The organism is Cytobacillus sp. BC1816 (assembly GCF_051353635.1).
Lineage (GTDB): Bacteria > Bacillota > Bacilli > Bacillales > Cytobacillaceae > Cytobacillus > Cytobacillus oceanisediminis_C.
Genome location: NZ_CP195611.1, coordinates 3,098,932 through 3,116,176, shown reverse-complemented (window position 1 = coordinate 3,116,176; position 17,245 = coordinate 3,098,932). Strand labels below are relative to the sequence as shown.

The 17,245-nt window shown below is 40.2% G+C and carries 16 protein-coding genes and 1 pseudogene; 14 read left to right on the top strand and 3 right to left on the bottom strand.

What is annotated here, in order from left to right:
• Positions 1-19 precede the first annotated feature (19 nt).
• The 5 genes from ACR42H_RS15890 (at position 20) to ACR42H_RS15870 (ending at position 6,268) form a co-directional block, all read left to right on the top strand.
• The gene (locus ACR42H_RS15890; protein ID WP_159344519.1) at positions 20-997 is read left to right on the top strand and encodes a TAXI family TRAP transporter solute-binding subunit; all 978 of its coding nucleotides are present in this window, start codon (positions 20-22) and stop codon (positions 995-997) included.
• A 15-nt stretch (positions 998-1,012) separates the two neighbouring features.
• On the top strand, positions 1,013-2,950 hold the full coding sequence (locus ACR42H_RS15885) for a TRAP transporter permease (RefSeq protein WP_436371759.1): 1,938 nt from the start codon (positions 1,013-1,015) through the stop codon (positions 2,948-2,950).
• Positions 2,951-3,034: 84 nt separating this feature from the next.
• Positions 3,035-4,243, top strand: a complete 1,209-nt coding sequence (locus tag ACR42H_RS15880) for a CaiB/BaiF CoA transferase family protein (protein WP_436371758.1) — start codon at positions 3,035-3,037, stop codon at positions 4,241-4,243.
• Positions 4,244-4,271: 28 nt separating this feature from the next.
• The gene (locus ACR42H_RS15875) at positions 4,272-5,213 is read left to right on the top strand and encodes a hydroxymethylglutaryl-CoA lyase (RefSeq protein WP_436371756.1); all 942 of its coding nucleotides are present in this window, start codon (positions 4,272-4,274) and stop codon (positions 5,211-5,213) included.
• A 578-nt stretch (positions 5,214-5,791) separates the two neighbouring features.
• Complete coding sequence (locus ACR42H_RS15870) at positions 5,792-6,268, top strand: carboxymuconolactone decarboxylase family protein (protein ID WP_436371754.1); 477 nt, start codon at positions 5,792-5,794, stop codon at positions 6,266-6,268.
• A 122-nt stretch (positions 6,269-6,390) separates the two neighbouring features.
• Here ACR42H_RS15870 and sigJ read toward each other — a convergent pair whose 3' ends face one another.
• Positions 6,391-7,260 (bottom strand): RNA polymerase sigma factor SigJ, encoded by an 870-nt coding sequence (gene sigJ / locus ACR42H_RS15865; RefSeq protein ID WP_436376963.1) that lies wholly within the window; start codon positions 7,258-7,260, stop codon positions 6,391-6,393.
• Between the two features lie 359 nt (positions 7,261-7,619).
• On the opposite strand from sigJ, the gene ACR42H_RS15860 reads away from it, so the two are divergent.
• The 5 genes from ACR42H_RS15860 (at position 7,620) to ACR42H_RS15840 (ending at position 13,020) form a co-directional block, all read left to right on the top strand.
• Complete coding sequence (locus ACR42H_RS15860; protein WP_436371752.1) at positions 7,620-8,741, top strand: sensor histidine kinase; 1,122 nt, start codon at positions 7,620-7,622, stop codon at positions 8,739-8,741.
• A 215-nt stretch (positions 8,742-8,956) separates the two neighbouring features.
• Entirely contained in the window at positions 8,957-9,589 is a 633-nt protein-coding gene (locus ACR42H_RS15855) for a response regulator transcription factor (RefSeq protein ID WP_436371750.1), read from the top strand.
• A gap of 116 nt (positions 9,590-9,705) precedes the next feature.
• A complete protein-coding gene (locus tag ACR42H_RS15850; RefSeq protein WP_436371748.1) occupies positions 9,706-10,638 on the top strand; it encodes an ATP-binding cassette domain-containing protein in 933 nt (310 codons plus the stop codon).
• Positions 10,639-10,651: 13 nt separating this feature from the next.
• Complete coding sequence (locus tag ACR42H_RS15845; protein WP_436371746.1) at positions 10,652-11,917, top strand: ABC transporter permease; 1,266 nt, start codon at positions 10,652-10,654, stop codon at positions 11,915-11,917.
• Positions 11,917-13,020 carry an ABC transporter permease gene (locus tag ACR42H_RS15840; RefSeq protein ID WP_436371744.1) on the top strand — a complete coding sequence of 368 codons (1,104 nt, stop codon included), beginning with the start codon at positions 11,917-11,919 and terminating at the stop codon, positions 13,018-13,020. Before ACR42H_RS15845 ends, ACR42H_RS15840 begins: the two co-directional genes overlap by 1 nt.
• Before the next feature lie 272 nt (positions 13,021-13,292).
• Here ACR42H_RS15840 and ACR42H_RS15835 read toward each other — a convergent pair whose 3' ends face one another.
• On the bottom strand, positions 13,293-13,826 hold the full coding sequence (locus ACR42H_RS15835) for a DUF3231 family protein (RefSeq protein WP_436371742.1): 534 nt from the start codon (positions 13,824-13,826) through the stop codon (positions 13,293-13,295).
• A 496-nt stretch (positions 13,827-14,322) separates the two neighbouring features.
• On the opposite strand from ACR42H_RS15835, the pseudogene ACR42H_RS15830 reads away from it, so the two are divergent.
• The 4 genes and pseudogenes from ACR42H_RS15830 to ACR42H_RS15815 all read left to right on the top strand — a co-directional run.
• Positions 14,323-14,514, top strand: a pseudogene (locus ACR42H_RS15830) (thiamine pyrophosphate-dependent enzyme); the annotation flags it as partial.
• Complete coding sequence (locus ACR42H_RS15825; protein WP_347876532.1) at positions 14,492-14,620, top strand: helix-turn-helix domain-containing protein; 129 nt, start codon at positions 14,492-14,494, stop codon at positions 14,618-14,620. The pseudogene ACR42H_RS15830 and the gene ACR42H_RS15825, both read left to right, overlap by 23 nt.
• A gap of 248 nt (positions 14,621-14,868) precedes the next feature.
• Complete coding sequence (purU, locus tag ACR42H_RS15820; RefSeq protein WP_436371740.1) at positions 14,869-15,768, top strand: formyltetrahydrofolate deformylase; 900 nt, start codon at positions 14,869-14,871, stop codon at positions 15,766-15,768.
• Positions 15,769-16,192: 424 nt separating this feature from the next.
• Positions 16,193-16,681 (top strand): DinB family protein, encoded by a 489-nt coding sequence (locus ACR42H_RS15815; protein WP_436371738.1) that lies wholly within the window; start codon positions 16,193-16,195, stop codon positions 16,679-16,681.
• An 89-nt stretch (positions 16,682-16,770) separates the two neighbouring features.
• On the opposite strand, the gene ACR42H_RS15810 is transcribed toward ACR42H_RS15815, so the two are convergent.
• The gene (locus ACR42H_RS15810; protein WP_436371736.1) at positions 16,771-17,241 is read right to left on the bottom strand and encodes a DinB family protein; all 471 of its coding nucleotides are present in this window, start codon (positions 17,239-17,241) and stop codon (positions 16,771-16,773) included.
• Positions 17,242-17,245: the final 4 nt, after the last annotated feature.

The following is a 17,245-nucleotide window of genomic DNA, read 5'->3' as shown; positions in this document are numbered from 1 at the left end:
ATTTAGGAGGTACATATTAATGAAAAAAAGTTCACTTATTGGTCTTGTCCTTGTATTGGTCATGTCACTTTTGCTATCTGCCTGTTCATCTTCTTCTGAAGCGAATGGTTCCGAGGAAAAGTTTTTAAGAATTGGTACTGCTAGTATGGGAGGGAATTTCTTTCCGCTCGGAAGTGCTATTTCAACCATTATTTCTGACCATGTTGATGGGTTTGTTGGAAGCGCACAAGCAACAGGCGGTTCAGCTGAGAATGCAAATTTCTTAGGGACAAAAGAAGTAGAATTAGCCTTAGTCCAATCTGGAACTTTAAGGGAAGCTACTACAGGTACAGGAGCTTTTGAAGGGCGCAAAATAGAAAACATGAGAGGACTTACATCCATTTATTTTAATGAGTTTCATATTCTAGTCAGAAAAGATGCCGGCATTAATAGCATTGAAGATATAAAAGGTAAAAAGGTAGCAGTTGGGCCTGCTGCAAGCGGTATTGAGATTAATACCAATCAGCTGTTAGAACAATATGGTATTACTCCAGATGATTATAAAGCTGTTCATGGTACTAGGCAGGAAGCTACTGATGGTTTACAAACTGGTCAGGTTGACGTTCACATTTATGGGACTGGGGTAGGAAGTGCCCAGGTATCGGAACTCCTTCGTACAGGGGAAGTTAAATTACTGCCTATGAGCCAGGAGGCTATTGACAAAATGATTGAAGAATATCCTGATTTTGGAGCAGCTGTAATTCCTGCAGGTACGTATGAAAATCAGGAAGAAGATATTCCAACAGTTGCAGGATCATCCGTACTTGTTGCCCACGATGAAGTAGATGAAGAGGTAGTTTATAGTGTTATGAAACAATTATATGAAAATAAAGAAGACTTAATCAGTGCCCATCAATATTTTAAGCAGATGAATACTGAAACTGCTACAAACGGAATGGTTGTGGATCTGCATCCAGGAGCTGAGAAATATTTGAAGGAAGTTGGCGCAATAAAGTGATCGGAGGTGCAATAAATGGAAACGGGAAATGCTGAAAAGGTAGTTGAAAAGCTAAATAGCAAAAGAAGGCAATTCACTGGAAAGTGGAAAGTCTCCATCACTATATTGACCATACTGCTGTCTCTCTTTCAGCTTTATACAGCGGCATTTGGCACATTCGCTCCTTTAATCCAACGAAGTATTCACTTGAGTTTTATTCTAACATTAGTCTTCTTATTATTTCCTGCATCTAAGAAATCTCCAAAGAATAAAGTTACCTTCTTTGATTTTACTTTATTAATATTGGCAACAGGCACTACGCTTTATCTCGTTTGGAGATACCCTCAATATATCAGTACGGGCGGGCTGTCTAACCCGCTTGATACTTACGTGGGGATAGTCAATATCCTAATGGTCATTGAAGCTGCCAGAAGGGCAATTGGGAAGGCACTGCCTATTATTGCGTTTATATTTATTGTTTACATCTTTATGGGCCCAATGATACCTGGTCCCTTAAAGCATAGCGGCTTTTCACTTGATCGTATTGTTCAGCACCTTTACTTAACGAGTGAAGGAATCTATGGGCAGATTCTGGGTGTTTCTGCTACCTATATTTTCCTGTTCATCTTATTTGGTGCATTTCTATCAGTTACAGGAATGTCAAAGTTATTCAATGATGTCTCCATGGCGATAGCAGGTCATACAAAAGGCGGTCCCGCTAAGGTATCAGTTATTTCAAGTGCCTTTATGGGAACTATTAGCGGCAGCACCTCCGCCAATGTCGTAACAACAGGTACTTTCACGATCCCTTTGATGAAGAAGATCGGTTTTAAACCTCATTTTGCAGGCGGAGTTGAAGCAGCTGCATCGGCAGGAGGTCAAATCATGCCGCCAATTATGGGGGCAGCCGCTTTCATTATGGCAGATAGCCTTGGAATTCCATTCGTCCATATTCTTGGATACGCATTAATCCCTGCTATCCTTTACTTTTCAGGCATTCTGGTGATTCTTCATTTAAGATCTTCGAAGATGGGCTTAAAGGGACTGGATAAGAGTGAACTTCCGAGATTAAAGGATGTAATGAAAGAACAAGGACATTTGTTATTTCCAATCGCGGGCTTGGTTTATCTTTTAATTGAGGGATATGACGCCTTATATGCTGGTGTATGGGGGATTGTTCTAGCGATCATTTTCAGTTCATTTAGGAAAAGCACCAGAATTAATTTAAAAAAATTGATAGAAGCATTACAATCGGGTGCAATAAATGCTATCCCTGTAGCTGCAGCTTGTGCGGTTATCGGTATTGTTATCGGTGTTTCATCATTATCCGGTGCTATTTTGGCAATGGGAGCAGCAGTCTTAAAAATGAGCGGAGGGTATTTAGTAACCACTTTAATCCTTACTATGATCCTTGCAATATTAATTGGAATGGAGCTTCCTACAACAGCCAATTATATTCTGACTAGTGCCATTGCTGCTCCTGCAATAGTCTCATTGGGAATTGAGCCGATCTATGCACATATGTTTGTCTTCTATTACGGTATTCTTTCTACAGTAACGCCGCCTGTTGCAATTGGAGCGTTTGCTGCTGCTGGAATAGCAGGCAGTGATCCGAATAAAACCGGATTCTCAGCTTTAAAACTAGCGATAGTAGGGTTTATTATTCCTTACATGTTTATTTATTCTCCTAACTTGTTGTGGTCTCCAGATTCCACACTATTAGAACTCTTGCCTTCATTAGTAACGGCATTAATTGGAGTGTTATGTGTAGGATCTGTAATGGAAAAATATTTGTTAATCCGGATGACGATTCTAGAGCAAGTTATTATGGGGATTTCAGCACTTTGCCTTATTAAGAGTGGTCTAGTAACAGATATTATTGGAATCTCTTTATTTGCATTAGTCGTCGTAAATCAATTTAGACTTATAAAAAGCAAAAAAAGAACAAAAATTGATCAGGAAATAATTGTATGAGTGTAATGATGGAGACCAATAGACGCTCGTTACTTTCTATTGGTCTTTCTGATAAATAAAAGACATTATTAAAGGAGTTTTTCTATGAGTATGAACTCAAAAGGTCCGTTAGCTGGTATTAGGATATTAGATCTCTCAACGATGATTGCAGCACCATTTGGGGCCACCTTACTTGGGGATTTTGGTGCCGAAGTTATAAAAGTGGAAATGCCAGAAAAAGGAGATTCTCTTCGGCAAATGGGACCATTTCATGGGGAAGAACCACTTCGCTGGCCTGGACTTGCAAGAAATAAAAAGTCGATTACTTTAGATTTGCACACAGAAGAGGGGCAGCAAATCTTAAAAGAATTGGCAATGAAATCGGATGTAGTCATCGAAAACTTTAGGCCAAATACACTTGAAAAATGGAATTTAGGATATGAGCAGCTTAAAAAGGCAAATCCTGAACTAATCATGATTCGAGTAACAGGATATGGACAGACTGGTCCAAATTCAAGCAAGGCAGGGTTTGGCACACCTGCGACCGCTTATAGTGGATTTACATACCTTCATGGATACCCTGATCGCCCTCCAATCAGCCCTTCATTTTCATTATTAGACTATATTACCGGTATTTACGTAGCTTTTGCTACATCAACAGCTTTGTATTACCGGGATAGCCATGAAAACGGTACGGGGCAATATGTAGATATTGGCCTTTATGAAGCTATGTTTAGAATGATGGAGTTTCTGGTTGCTGACTACGATCAAAATGGGATTGTAAAAGAGAGATCACCTGGATTAAGCGGACATTCAAGTCCTGCGGGAACTTTTCAAACCAAGGATGGTCACTGGGTGGTGCTCGTAACAAGTTCAGACCGTACATTTAATCGTCTCGCTAAAGCAATGGGGCGTGAAGATATGCTTGAAGACGAAAGATATTATACAAATTCAGAGCGTCTTAAAAGATTTGAAGAAACGAATGGCATTGTTGCGGACTGGGTTAAAACGATGACCCGAAAAGAACTTCAGGGACTACTCGATGAATATGGTGTTCCAGTAAGCCCAATTCAATCTATCGAAGATATTTTTAATGATGAGCATGTAAAAGAACGTGAAAATATTATTGAAGTTGCCCATCCGCGTTTGGGGAAGATAAAAATGCCAGGAATTGTTCCTAAGTTTTCTGAGACTCCTGGATCAGTCTATCGGATTGCACCGGATTTAGGCGAGCACACGGAAGAAATCCTTAAGGGGATTCTTGAATTGGATGAAACTAGAGTTCAAGAGCTTAAAGAAAAGAAGGTTATCTAAAATAGAAAAAGGGAGGAGACGCTAAAGCATGTCTTATCCAACTGAAGTGACTATTACAGAGGTGTGTCCTAGAGATGGTTTTCAAAGCTTGCCAGAAGTCATTCCGACAGAAGAAAAAGTTGATTATGTTAATAGATTAATAATGTGCGGTTTTAAGCAAATTGAGGTAACTTCATTTGTACATCCGAAGGCAATACCTCAGCTAAGTGATGCGAGTGCTGTTTTAACTAAAATAAAACGTGTTCAAGGAGTTAAATTCCGAGCCCTCGTCCCAAACTTAAAAGGGCTGGAAAGAGCAATTGAAGCAAATGTTGATAAAGTGAAGTTAATGCTTTCTGCCACAGACTCACATAGTTTAAGCAATGCTAATTCCACAACATTTGAAGCAATGAAGGGTTTTGAGAAGCTCGTAAAAGCTGCTGAAGGCTCACATGTTTACATTGGAGGTTCCATTTCTGTTGCGTTCGGATGTCCTTATGAAGGAAATGTCCCTGTTGAAAGACATATCAAAATATGTGAGCGGTACGAGGAATTGGGAATTAAGGACATCTCATTAGCAGATACTACTGGTATGGCTAATCCAGTAAAAATTAAAACTCTAGTTTCAAGATTAAAGTCTCAGTTTCCTGATTTTAATTTTTCCTTGCACCTGCATAATACTAGAGGCATGGCTTTCGCGAATTCCGTTGCTGGGTTGGAAGCCGGGATAAAAGATTTTGATAGTGCAGTTGCAGGTCTTGGGGGATGTCCCTATGCACCAAATGCAAGCGGAAATATCGCAACTGAAGATCTTGTTCACGGGTTTCAGGAAATGGGAATAAGCACAGGAATTGATCTTGATAATGTAATAAAAATTGGTCATGAATTAAGAAATAGATTTCGAGAACACTCTAACAGTTTTATTCTAAAAGCGGGGAAATGTTCAGATCTTTATAAATCACCGAAGGAACAAGTTAAAATTGGAGAATGAAAATAGGAGCATTTTTATTAGAATGAAACTCAAATTTTTATTCCTGTAATTTATATTTATTGTATTTATCTGTTACCCGATATAATTCAGGAAAAAATATCGGGTAACAAGCTATTTTAATCACTTTGTATGTTATTCGATCTCTTATTTAACCCCCATCATACTACTGTTCATTAATGACCTCAATTTATTAAAACACCAACCAACAATATTAAAAAATCTTTTTAGCATTTTCTTACCCTTAGAAACCTAACGACCATGTTTTAACCCATGACTTGCCCTACATGCACTTATTTTTAATCTGGTTGACATTTGACAAAAATGGGCCTTAACTGAAACCTGTTGTAAATTAGTGAACTAATTAATTAAATCGCGAGTGTCACAAAAAGAAACCCAACATCGTTATATTTATGATCAGGATTAAGGGAGGGTGGTGCAACAAATCAAGGGAGAATGTTAAACAGAAAACGATGACACCTAGAAACATTAAATAAGCTTAAGTTTGAGGTCGTCAAAAAGTTATAGTCTTAGATTACTTGCAACTAAAATTAAATTAAAAAGAAAAGGGGTACAAAAATATGACACAACGTATTAATTACATGCAGCAATCTCCGGAATTTGTTAACAAGATGATGGCACTGAGCAATGCAGAGAAGGAAAGTTCAATTGAGGAAAAAATCCGTCATCTGGTCCACATTAGAGCTTCCCAAATGAATGGATGCGGATTTTGCCTGGATATGCATATCAAGGAGGCAAAAATCCATGGCGAGAGAGAGCTTCGCCTTTATCATATCCCGATTTGGCGCGAATCCACTCTATTTAGCCCACGCGAACGTGCAGCGCTTGAATGGACAGAGATTTTGACTAAGCTGCCGGCACACGGTGTTCCTGATGATATTTATGAAAGTGTTCGTGAGCAGCTATCAGAAAAAGAACTATCAGATCTTACCTTCTCCATCATGGCAATCAATGCCTGGAACCGTATCAGCATAGCTTTCAAAACGGAACCGGGTTCTGCTGACGCAGCTTTTGGATTGACTAAAGCTGGACTATGAGTGGTATAAACCCGTAATTATCATGGGCTTCTATAGTTTAAGCCGTACAAAAAAAGACCGGTAAGATGGAAGTGACCATCTTATCGGTCTCCTTATAAACAGAACACGGATGCAGTCTTTGTTTATATCCCGGTATGCTTCAGTTTGTCTGGGTTTCGGACAATGTATATGTTCCGGATCAAATTTCCCTCTGTATGAATGATTCCCACCGTATGAATGCCCTCATTAGAACGTTGTATAAAAGCAGGTTGTTCGTTAATTTGCCTGATTTCAATTTGCGGAATTCCCTCAATCGTTGATGCTTTGCGTAAAACGCCGAGAAGAAAGCGAACAACGTGATCACTCGTTTTAATTGGAAAAATAGCAGCCTTTGCTTTTCCTCCTCCATCAGAGACCAGTATAACATTAGGATCAAGCATAGAGACCATTCGCTTCATGTTCCCCTGTTTGAGTGCTGCCAGAAAGTCAGTAATCAGTTCATTCGGGGCTGATTCAGTATGAACAAGCTCTTCAGAGGTAATCCCCATTTTTGCACGGGCACGGCTGAACAGTTTACGGCAATTCACCGTACTTTTTTCCATAAGCTCTGCAATTTCCTCATAGTCAAAGCCCAGTGCCTCTCGCAAAACAAAAACAACACGCTCTGCTGGTGTAAGCCGTTCAAGAAGTACGATCATCGCATAAGACAATAAATCACCGCGCTCGACTGATTCTATGGATTCATCATTCGAACCCGATTGAAATAGGGGCTCTGGCAGCCATTCTCCAAAATACTGCTCCCGTTTTTTGCGCGCTGATTTTTGTAAGTCATAACATCGATTTGTGACCATTTTACAAAGATAAGCTTTAGGCTCAGATAGTTTCTCTTTAGGAACATCATATAATTTCAAAAAAACATCATGCACAACATCCTCTGCATCAGAGGCAGATCCTGTCAATTGATAGGCGAGTTTAAACAGCAATCCTTTATATTGCATGTACATTTCCTGCATCATTTCACTTCCAATCTTATTCTGCCAAATGCTGATTCAAAGCAAAAGGCTGCAAAAATAAAACGAGTAAAGGAGTATTTTTGTGACAAAGAGCAGAGGTGCTCCTTAAATTGTACACAACCTACGTGGTACTTATTATGTAATGGCCTAGGAAAAGTTTGTTTTTTAACTATCTATAAACGGCTGTGGAGTTGAAATGCAGCATTCGACCTTTTAATAAAAGGATGTATTACAATAAGACTTGTAATTTTATTTATATAATATCTGAGCCGCGTTGTCTGTAAGAACAAAATATGGTTAATTTGGTTATTAAATGATAAAATTTACAGTTGTAAACCCTAAAGAAATGGGGTCATAATATGAAATCCTACTGGCTATGGATCCTATTAAATGTGGTTGTTTGGCCTTTTGCTATTGCTTATCTTAACCTTCCTATAAACCAATTACCAGTATACATATTTGGAGTATCATTTTACTTCCTGCTTTTTTTTCTCGTTCCTTTAATCGAGAAAAAGCCAATTGTTTTATTGTTCATATTAGGTACTAATACGATTATTGCAGCAGCAACCCTATTTCCCTACAATGATCAATTTAATCCCTTTCTTATTCTCATCCTTTCCCTTCTAATCGCTGAGGGCTTTTATCGCCTTCCGTTTCGATACAGTATTGTGAATGGGGCAATTGGTGCATTCGCATTAGGGTTGACCACTTTACATAGTAATCTGGGCTGGTTCCTTCAGACTTTCATAACTGTATATATCATATTCCTTTTGCTTGCTCTCATCCATTATAAAAAAAACAAGGATCATCTGATGGATTTGGAAGCTCGCCACGAAGCTATTTTCAGTGAATTTCGCGATCTAAAACGGAGAGCTGTCTCTGAGGAGGAGCTTGCCAGGCAAGAGGAGCGGGTCCTGATTGCCCATGAAATCCATGATTCAGTTGGCCATAAGCTGACCGCCCTTATCATGCAGCTGGAAATGTTTCGTCTGCAAACCTCTGAGCACGAACAGAAAAGAGTGGAATCATTAAAGGAACTCGCTAACGAAAGCCTCAACGAAACACGCAGGGCCGTAAAATCTCTAAAGGCAAATGACACCGGCGGGCTACCAGGCATCCTGCGGTTAATTCGAAGGCTCGAATTGGAAAATATGATGCACATTCATTTCTCTGTCAAATACGGTGCCTTTTCTGCCCCGTTGACTGGTGAACAATCCTTTGTGATCTACAGATCAGTCCAGGAAGCATTAACCAATATCATGAAGCATAGTGATGCAAAAGAAGCAGAAATCACCTTCGAAGCACCAGGCGGCAGCATATTTCGATTCGAAATTCGGAACCCATCCACTGGAACGGATGGCTATCACGAAGGCTTCGGACTAAGCCAAATGAGGCAGCGATTAGAGAAGCATAATGGTGGTTTGAAGGTGTACCAAACTGAAGGACATTTCATAGTTAACGGATTCATTAAAATAAGGTAGTTCTCGAAAAGGCTTTTAAGCGCTCATTTAAGTATAATCACTGAGTTGATTGAAGCGGAAGGTGCGAGACTCCTACGGGAGCAGCGGGACAGGTGATACCCCGCAGACGCATAGCGTCGAGGAGGCTCAGCGCCCGCCCCGTGGAAAGCGAGTACCTGCAGCGGAAATCAACGAGCAAGTTTCAAAGACAATCTATAAGAATAGAGGTGATAACCATGATTCGAATACTCCTGGCAGAAGACCAGGTAATGGTAAGACAGGGCTTGAAAATGATGATTGAAACCGAACCTGAGTTCAAAGTCACAGGCGAAACAGATAACGGCAAAGAAGCCATCGCCCTTTGTGAAAAAAGGCAATTTGACATTGTGATCCTTGATATCCGCATGCCTGTTATGGATGGATTAAAAGCGGCGAAAATAATCCAATCCCGCTGGCCACAAACCAAGATTCTAATGCTGACAACCTTCGATGACGATAATTATGTCATGGAGGCGCTTCGAATAGGCGTGAGCGGCTACATCCTAAAAAACGGGGACACGGATTCACTGCTTCGTTCAATCCGAAGTGCACTAAAAGGCGGATTATCCATAGAAGAAGGGGTGGCTGCAAAGGTCGTCCCTCAATTAATGAAACAGCAAGACACCAAGGAACCGGATCCTTCTCTAACACCAAGGGAACGGGCCATCTTAAAGTGTATTGGGGAAGGGCTCAGCAATAACGAAATCGCAGAACGGCTTGCCATTTCCACAGGTACCGTAAAAAATAACACAAGCCAGATTTTGACGAAGCTGGATTTAAGAGACCGGACACAGCTCGCCATCTATGCCATCCGCCATAACCTTGTCTAATTCAGAAAAAATGATAAAAGTAATGGCGAAATACATAACTCGTGACGGGAGACAGTAGTGATGCTGTTTCCTTTTTTATATTTTAAAGGTATAACTCAATAAAGGAGTGTGGAACCATGCTCGAAACAGTAAAACTGACAAAAAGCTTTAAAGATAAAAAAGTGGTGGATGAAATTAACCTATACCTGCATACAGGCGAATCAGTCGGCCTGCTTGGACCAAACGGCGCAGGTAAATCAACAACAATTTCTATGATTGCATCCCTCATTAAGCCGACTTCCGGGGATGTGAAGCTTGACGGGAAAAGCACGATTCAAAACCCTTCTGATCTCAGAAAAGTTCTGGGGGTAGTACCACAGGAAATCGCGTTATACGAGGAGCTATCAGCCTATGAAAATCTGAAGTTCTTCGGAAAAGCCTACCGGGTGGAGAAAGAGAGCCTGGAAGTCCGTATTCAGGAAGTGCTGGATATGGTCGGCTTAAAGGATCGCCAAAAGGAGCTGATTAAAACCTTTTCCGGCGGAATGAAACGAAGAATCAACATCGCTGCTGCGCTGCTGCATAACCCAAAAATCCTCATACTCGATGAACCGACTGTCGGCATTGACCCCCAGTCACGAAACCATATATTAGAAACCGTTCGGGAATTAAATCAGACCCAAGGCACTACCGTCCTGTACACGAGCCATTACATGGAGGAAGTCGAGCAATTATGCAATCGGGTCTACATTATGGATCATGGGCAAATTATCGCAACTGGCAGCAAGGAAGAATTGCTGAGCATCTTATCCAGTGAAGATACCATCGGGGTTCAGCTCAGCAAGAGAAGTGAAGCATTCACGGATAAAATTAAAACACTGCCGGATGTCCTTCAAGTGGAACAAACGAATGAAGGGCTCCGCATTCTGGCGAAAAAGAATCATCATCTTTTAAGCAGCCTCGTGCATGCTGCTGAAAAAGAAGGCATTCAAATCATGAACTATCAAGTAGAAATTCCCAGCCTGGAGGACGTCTTTCTGCACCTGACAGGGAAAACATTGCGGGATTAAGGAGAGGTGAAAAATGGGCGCTTTTATTAAAAAAGATCTTCTCGTTTTCTGGAGAGACCGCAAAGAGATCTTAATGGCTTTAATGCTCCCCATCCTAATCATTGTGATCTTGAATTTTGCCTTTTCAGGCCTTTTTAAGGATGAAAAAGCCATGCAAATAGATATTTCAGTGGTGCAGGAGGATGATGTGAAGAAGGGGAAGGAGCAATTTGCTGCTGCTGTGGAAGCGAAGGGATTATCATCTGAAGAAAAAAGTGCAGTACTTGCAGAAGCAGATAAGCTTGATCCTGTACAGCTTATTCATGATTTTCTGAACAGCTCTGATCTGAAGGAATGGGTGACTGTAAAGGACTTCAGTGAAAAGGAAGCAGCGGAACAAGTGGAAAACGGGGAACTGGATGCGATTATTAAAATTCCAGAAGGGTTTACGTTCGAATCGCTATCACATGTTCTATTAGGGGATACATCTCAAGGATCCGTAACCATTTTAGCGGAGGAGGAATCGGCTGAGGTCAGCACCCTTCAAGAGGTCGTCCATAGCTTTATTAATACGGTAAATACGCAATTTGCCCTTGGGAGTAAAGGAGTCCAGGCCACGGCAGAACCCATTTTGCCGAAGGGTGGAAAGGAAGTGGTTGAAGGGGATGATGGTGCGGATGCGTATACGATTTCCCAATATTTCACGATCGCAATCGGCACCCTTTTTGCCTTATTTATGGCTCAAACGGTTTCGTTAAAAACGATGACAGAAAAGCGGGAGCAGGTGTTCAATCGGATTTTATTAACGAATAGCCATCCGTTGTCCTTCTTAATTGGGAAAACGGTATCCGCTTTTATTCTCGCCATTCTTCAATTCGCCATTACCCTGACGGTTGTTCAATTGCTGTTAAATGTATTCCCTGATAAATCATTCACGTTTTGGGCGGGATTAATGGTTGTCCTGATCGCATTTGCCTTAACGGTAGGGGGACTTTCCGCTTTATTTACGGCTCTAACACTCCATCTAAGCGACACCAACGCAGCAAGTGGTATATCTACCCTGGTCATTATGGGGTTTGGCGTTCTGGGCGGAAGCTTCTTCCCGCTTGAAGGACTTCCGGAGCCCATTCAAAAAATCGGCGAATGGACCCCGAATGGCCTGACACAGACAGCCCTTATTGAATGGGTTCAATATAGCCATTTCAATGACTTGCTATTCCCGATTATTTTTCTAATGGGTGTATTTATCATTTGTTTTGCCATCAGTGTGTCAATCTTTCCAAAAAGGGGGCGAAGCTGATGTATCCAGTGTTTTACGCTCAATTTCTAAAGGACAAACGAAAGCCGCTCCTAATCCTGACATTTATAGGCCTAAGCATTTTAGCTACTCTCATTTTTGGAAACTCAGCCTGGCAGACAAATACCACTGTTGCTGTGTTTGCCACTGGCCCAAATGCAGAGGAGATTGAACAAAAATGGGTAAAGTTATTAAATAAGGATAATGAAAATACCGAATATGTTATTTCAGAAGAAGGGGAAGCACGTGAACAGGTTAGAGAGGGAAAAAGGGATGTTGCGATTCTATTAATGGAACAGGATTATCGCCTAATAACCGCATCTGATATGCCCAATATTCAGCTCATAGAGCAGGAGGTTCATAAAGTATTTACGGAGGAAGCACAGCTTCAGGCGATCGCAGGTTCAGCTGATACAGCAGAATTAAGAGAAGAAATCGACCGCTACCTGGAAAAGCCGCCCTTGACCGTTAAAACCAAAAGCGTGAACAGCGGAGAATTGACCAGCCATAATATGGGGACCCAGCTGCTGTTTGGCTTTACCTTATTTATTGCCATGTTCACTATTGGATTTAAGGTTAATGGCATAAATGCGGATAAAGTCAGCGGGGTATGGAACCGTCTGAACCTTTCGCCTGTAAGTAAAACCAATATGTATACCGGTCATTTACTGTATAGCTTTTTCATTGGATTTTTTCAAATGGCCGCTGTTTTTCTGATATTCGAATATGTGATGAACTATGAAATAGGGCCGCTTTCCCTTATTCTGACGATTGCCGCCGTCTTTACATTAAGCAGCGTAAGCCTGGCTATGCTGGTTGCCGGCTTTACCAAAACGCCGGAAAAGTTCAATATGGTTTATCCATCTGTTATCCCCATTATCCCGATTATCAGCGGTGTGTATGTGCCGCCGGGTGTAATGGATAATCCAGTTTTCACCTTTATTGCGGACCTGTTCCCTATGGGTTATGCACTTGAAGCGATGATGGATGCTGCTCTTTTTGGTGCTGACTGGAGTGAGATCATGCTTCCGGTTTCATTAATGCTGTTAATTGCGGTTATCTATATGGGAATCGGAATAAATCTTGGGGAAAGAAGCAGGAGGTAAGAAACAGGCATGTTTGGATCACAAGATGGTATTTGATAAACCTGCATCGTGGAAGAGAAGAAGAAATTGGGTTCTGATAACGGGGTTCTTATAGAGAAAATATCATTTGCGATGTGTTGGGTACCAAAAAGGTCCCCAACCTCTGCTTTAAATCGTTTATGTCAAGGGTCCCGGCAAGGATACTGCCCTTTTTTAAACTCTTTTGCCCCGTTAGAAATAAGAAAAGCCGCCTGGTTTGGCAGCTGATTTATATCGTGAGTTCAACAGAATTTTCACTTGAAATTATTTATATACGGAGGAGCTTCCATAATCCAATTACGTTCTAACATAAGTTGTTTTAATGGTATTGAAACGGATATATGTTTGAGTAAAAACTTTGAGACCATAAATCCCACGTCTGCGCGTATTGATTCCGTTATTATTCTCATTCCTTGAGTCATGGCAATAAGAAGGTTAAAAGATAATAAATTAGCTATTTCCTGCTCCGTAAACTTTGCCCCATCAGGTATAGACTGATAATCAGCTATTGGCTTAGGTGCACTAGGTTTGGGTAATGGTACACCTTCTTGCAATAGAAATTCATTTAAATCATTTACAATTTCTTTATGAACATGGAAAACACTCGTAATTATCTCTTTAAATTCATTATCTTGAACTGTATTTATCCAAACTTCCTCAAGTCGTAATGTATTTTGACCCATTCCTGCATATAACCATAAATTACTTGCTTCTAATGTATTTAATGGCTTTTTTTCACCATCTAAAAAAGGTTTAATGGTATCAAATAATGTTTCAAAATAATTCATTTAGATCCTCCCGAAAATAGAACATTTTTGAGTTAATTTAACCTTAGATGTCACATTTATACAGATAGGGAATTAGATTACACTAAATTTCCCCATTAGCTAGTGGTCAAATCTTTTTTAACCTACCTGTCCTATTTGACTGACCCGCCCTGTTAATACAATAAGCACTGCTTGGCATTTACGTATAAGTATACGTTTATACAGTTTTTCATTGAGAAATTAGTAAACATACTGCCAAAACCTACATCATTTAAATGTAAGAAAAAATAGAAAACCTTTTAATTGAAACAAAAGTAGACAAATCGAGACACTGTCTTAATTTGTCTACTTTTTTTTGAGCATAAATTACCCTGAAGTGTTGAAATTAGAGCATTGGGTTCATGGCACGGTTCTTGCAATTAAGTTAGATGAAATCTATTTTTCCAAGGAGGCTGAAAAAATGAAAGCATTGTAAAGCAGTAAAGATGTAGCTTTAACGAAGGAAAAAGCCCAGTGGATGTATCAAAAATGGTTGAAATCCGAAATTTTGAGGAAGAGTTCATTAGTTGTTTGCAAAGCGAATCTTACCGGGATTTGTTCATTTATATGCTGTGGAGGAAGCTGTCGCTGTTGGGGTTAGTGCACATTTAAATGACAAGGACAGCATAACTAGCACCCTCGCGGACATGGTCACTGTATTGCAAAAGGCTTTCATGACAAGAAAGTTAAGTATGTCAGGGGTAACAGCAGCAGCAAAATTCCTGGGCATCCCAAGAAGTAGCTTTTATAAAAGGCTGAAGAAGTTTGGAATGTGAGTATAGGAAACGAGGGACGGTTCTTTTGCTTTCGGGAAGAAAGTAAGGGAACCGTTTTTGACATGTATCTGCATGCTGGAAGTTTCCATCACTTGGAGCTGGCTTTCTTTCATCTATAAGTTCCAGCATTACTCCATGTTTACTATCCCATAAACCCAAATAAATAACTTTATAAAAAATAAAAATATGCTTTTAAATCCAAACCAATAAGTCTATTATAGTTATTAAAATTAAAAAAGGAGATTCATATGAATTCATCTATTCAAGATCAACTTCAAGTATTTAGAGAAAGTCAAAAAAACAGGGGGCGGCTGCTTATCAATTGTCCTGATCAACCGGGTATTGTGGCTGCTGTATCCAAGTTTCTGTTCCAGCATGATGCTAATATTATTGAATCGAGTCAATATTCGACAAATCCAGAGGGTGGCACCTTTTTTATACGAATCGAGTTTGAATGTCCTGGTTTACAGTCGAAGGAAGAAGAATTGAAGAGTCAATTTAAGGAAATCGCAGAAACATTTTCAATGGAATGGAAATTAGCATTTGTTTATGAATTGAAGAAGACAGCTATTTTCGTATCAAAAGAACTTCATTGTTTACGTGAGCTGTTATGGGAATGCCAAAGTGGTGATTTGCTTACCGACATCGCTCTTATTGTGAGCAATCACGAGGAAGCAAGACAAATTGCAGAATCCTTGCATATTCCATTCTTTTACCTACCAGCAAGTAAAGAAAATAGAGAGGAAGTTGAAGAAAGACAGCTGCAGCTTTTAAAAGAATTTGATATTGACTTAATCATCTTAGCAAGATATATGCAAATTTTGACGCCAGCCTTTGTTGGGGCTCATCCATTCAAGATCATTAATATTCATCACTCTTTTCTTCCTGCATTTGTTGGTGCGAGGCCATATGATCGAGCCCATCAGCGCGGAGTAAAAATAATTGGGGCAACGTCTCACTATGTTACAAACGATCTTGACGAAGGACCAATCATTGAACAAGATATCAAGCGTGTTGACCACCGGGATCATATAGATGATTTAAAAAAGAGCGGACGTTCTATTGAACGAAGTGTTCTTGCCAGAGCGGTTAAATGGCATTTAGAAGACCGGATTATTGTTCATGAAAACAAAACAATTGTTTTTTAAGGAAAAGGAGCAGTAATGAGTGCCTGTCCCTTAGTTTAGTAATGCATTTTCATGTGATCTGTCCCCTGTCAAGTAGACAGTAGAAATAATAAAAAAGCTTTAGCCGGCTTTAGCTCTATATTCCATAGGGCTAAGGCGGTTTAAGTGTTTTTGGTTTTCTGCTGAAGATTTTACCGAAATGAAATGGCAAGAACTTGTACGACGATTAGACGAGGGATTAGCTAAGCGGCAAAATGAGATTAAGGCAGCCACGGAATCAAAATTGCATGAACAAATCCCCCATTTTCCTGTAGATGTGCTTTGGTGGGGGGCGTTATCAAATTTGTGCACACATAACACTTATCATATTGGACAGATCATCTATATTCGAAAAGTCCAGGGGTTCAAGGCAAAGTAAAGAGTAGAAAGAAAAGAGGAGGATACAATGGAGCGGAAAGAATATGAATTGGTCAAAGAGAATCGAGAAGTGCTTTTGGACTTTTGCAGTAAAATGGATCCAAAAGATTTTACGTGTGAAATGGGATTTGGCTGGCAGAGTATGCGTGACACACTTGTTCATGTAGCGAATTGTTATCATGGCTGGCTAGGATCATTTGTTTTATTAAAAACGAAGAAGCCTATCACGCCTAGAGAAAACATTCCGACAATCGGTATCGAGGAAATCAGGACACTGTTTGAACAAGCAGATGCTTATGTGTATGAAGTTCTTGAGTCATTTTCTCAAAAAATGGATGAGTCAATCGTGCAGCCTATTCCTTGGAGAGAATCAACTGAGGAGATTTCAATGACTCCTCGAAAACTGTTTATGCATACTGTCACTCACGAATACCATCACAAAGGACAGATAATGGCGATGGCCCGCCAGTTAGGGTATGAACCGCCAAATACAGATGTTCTGGGGACGAGAGATTAGATAAGAAAGGATGCCCAATGGTGCTGTACGTAATATCGATGGGCACCCTTTGTCACTTTTAAGACTAAAATTAAAATGATCTTTCTTTTTTAGTTCTTTACTCCAGTATGATGAATAACCCGTTCCATTGCTTGAATATGCCCCAAATGGTTTGCCTCATGAAACAACGCAAATTCGGCTAATTCACCAAAGGTTTCAAGTCCCAAAAATGGTTTATCCAGCTTTTCATTTAACCGTTCAGCTGGAATTTGCTGGATTCGGGCCAATTGATCCTTCAGCAGTATAATGAGCTCATCTGTTTCAGGTATATCACCTTTCCAATCAGCCGGCTTTGTACCGTTTCCAAATAATTCAATATAGTTTGCAGGGATATGGGTCGTTTTGCGGGGAAAGCCGAACATAAACTGTTCACAGACCGTTAATACATGGCCAATATGCCAATGGATCGTGTTGTTAAAACCGTCTGGCTGTATACTTGCTACATCCTTTGATACTGACTCGATCTTTTTAATAAAATAACCTCTTGTCTTCTCAAACTGTTTAAACACTAGTTCATTCATTCTT

Excerpts from the sequence above, each read along its gene's own strand:
- ACR42H_RS15890 (WP_159344519.1), top strand. The coding sequence starts at position 20 with ATGAAAAAAAGTTCACTTATTGGTCTTGTCCTTGTATTGGTCATGTCA.
- ACR42H_RS15885 (WP_436371759.1), top strand. The coding sequence starts at position 1,013 with ATGGAAACGGGAAATGCTGAAAAGGTAGTTGAAAAGCTAAATAGCAAA.
- ACR42H_RS15880 (WP_436371758.1), top strand. The coding sequence starts at position 3,035 with ATGAGTATGAACTCAAAAGGTCCGTTAGCTGGTATTAGGATATTAGAT.
- ACR42H_RS15875 (WP_436371756.1), top strand. The coding sequence starts at position 4,272 with ATGTCTTATCCAACTGAAGTGACTATTACAGAGGTGTGTCCTAGAGAT.
- ACR42H_RS15870 (WP_436371754.1), top strand. The coding sequence starts at position 5,792 with ATGACACAACGTATTAATTACATGCAGCAATCTCCGGAATTTGTTAAC.
- sigJ (WP_436376963.1), bottom strand. The coding sequence starts at position 7,260 with ATGCAGGAAATGTACATGCAATATAAAGGATTGCTGTTTAAACTCGCC.
- ACR42H_RS15860 (WP_436371752.1), top strand. The coding sequence starts at position 7,620 with ATGAAATCCTACTGGCTATGGATCCTATTAAATGTGGTTGTTTGGCCT.
- ACR42H_RS15855 (WP_436371750.1), top strand. The coding sequence starts at position 8,957 with ATGATTCGAATACTCCTGGCAGAAGACCAGGTAATGGTAAGACAGGGC.
- ACR42H_RS15850 (WP_436371748.1), top strand. The coding sequence starts at position 9,706 with ATGCTCGAAACAGTAAAACTGACAAAAAGCTTTAAAGATAAAAAAGTG.
- ACR42H_RS15845 (WP_436371746.1), top strand. The coding sequence starts at position 10,652 with ATGGGCGCTTTTATTAAAAAAGATCTTCTCGTTTTCTGGAGAGACCGC.
- ACR42H_RS15840 (WP_436371744.1), top strand. The coding sequence starts at position 11,917 with ATGTATCCAGTGTTTTACGCTCAATTTCTAAAGGACAAACGAAAGCCG.
- ACR42H_RS15835 (WP_436371742.1), bottom strand. The coding sequence starts at position 13,826 with ATGAATTATTTTGAAACATTATTTGATACCATTAAACCTTTTTTAGAT.
- ACR42H_RS15825 (WP_347876532.1), top strand. The coding sequence starts at position 14,492 with ATGGTCACTGTATTGCAAAAGGCTTTCATGACAAGAAAGTTAAGTATG.
- purU (WP_436371740.1), top strand. The coding sequence starts at position 14,869 with ATGAATTCATCTATTCAAGATCAACTTCAAGTATTTAGAGAAAGTCAA.
- ACR42H_RS15815 (WP_436371738.1), top strand. The coding sequence starts at position 16,193 with ATGGAGCGGAAAGAATATGAATTGGTCAAAGAGAATCGAGAAGTGCTT.
- ACR42H_RS15810 (WP_436371736.1), bottom strand. The coding sequence starts at position 17,241 with ATGAATGAACTAGTGTTTAAACAGTTTGAGAAGACAAGAGGTTATTTT.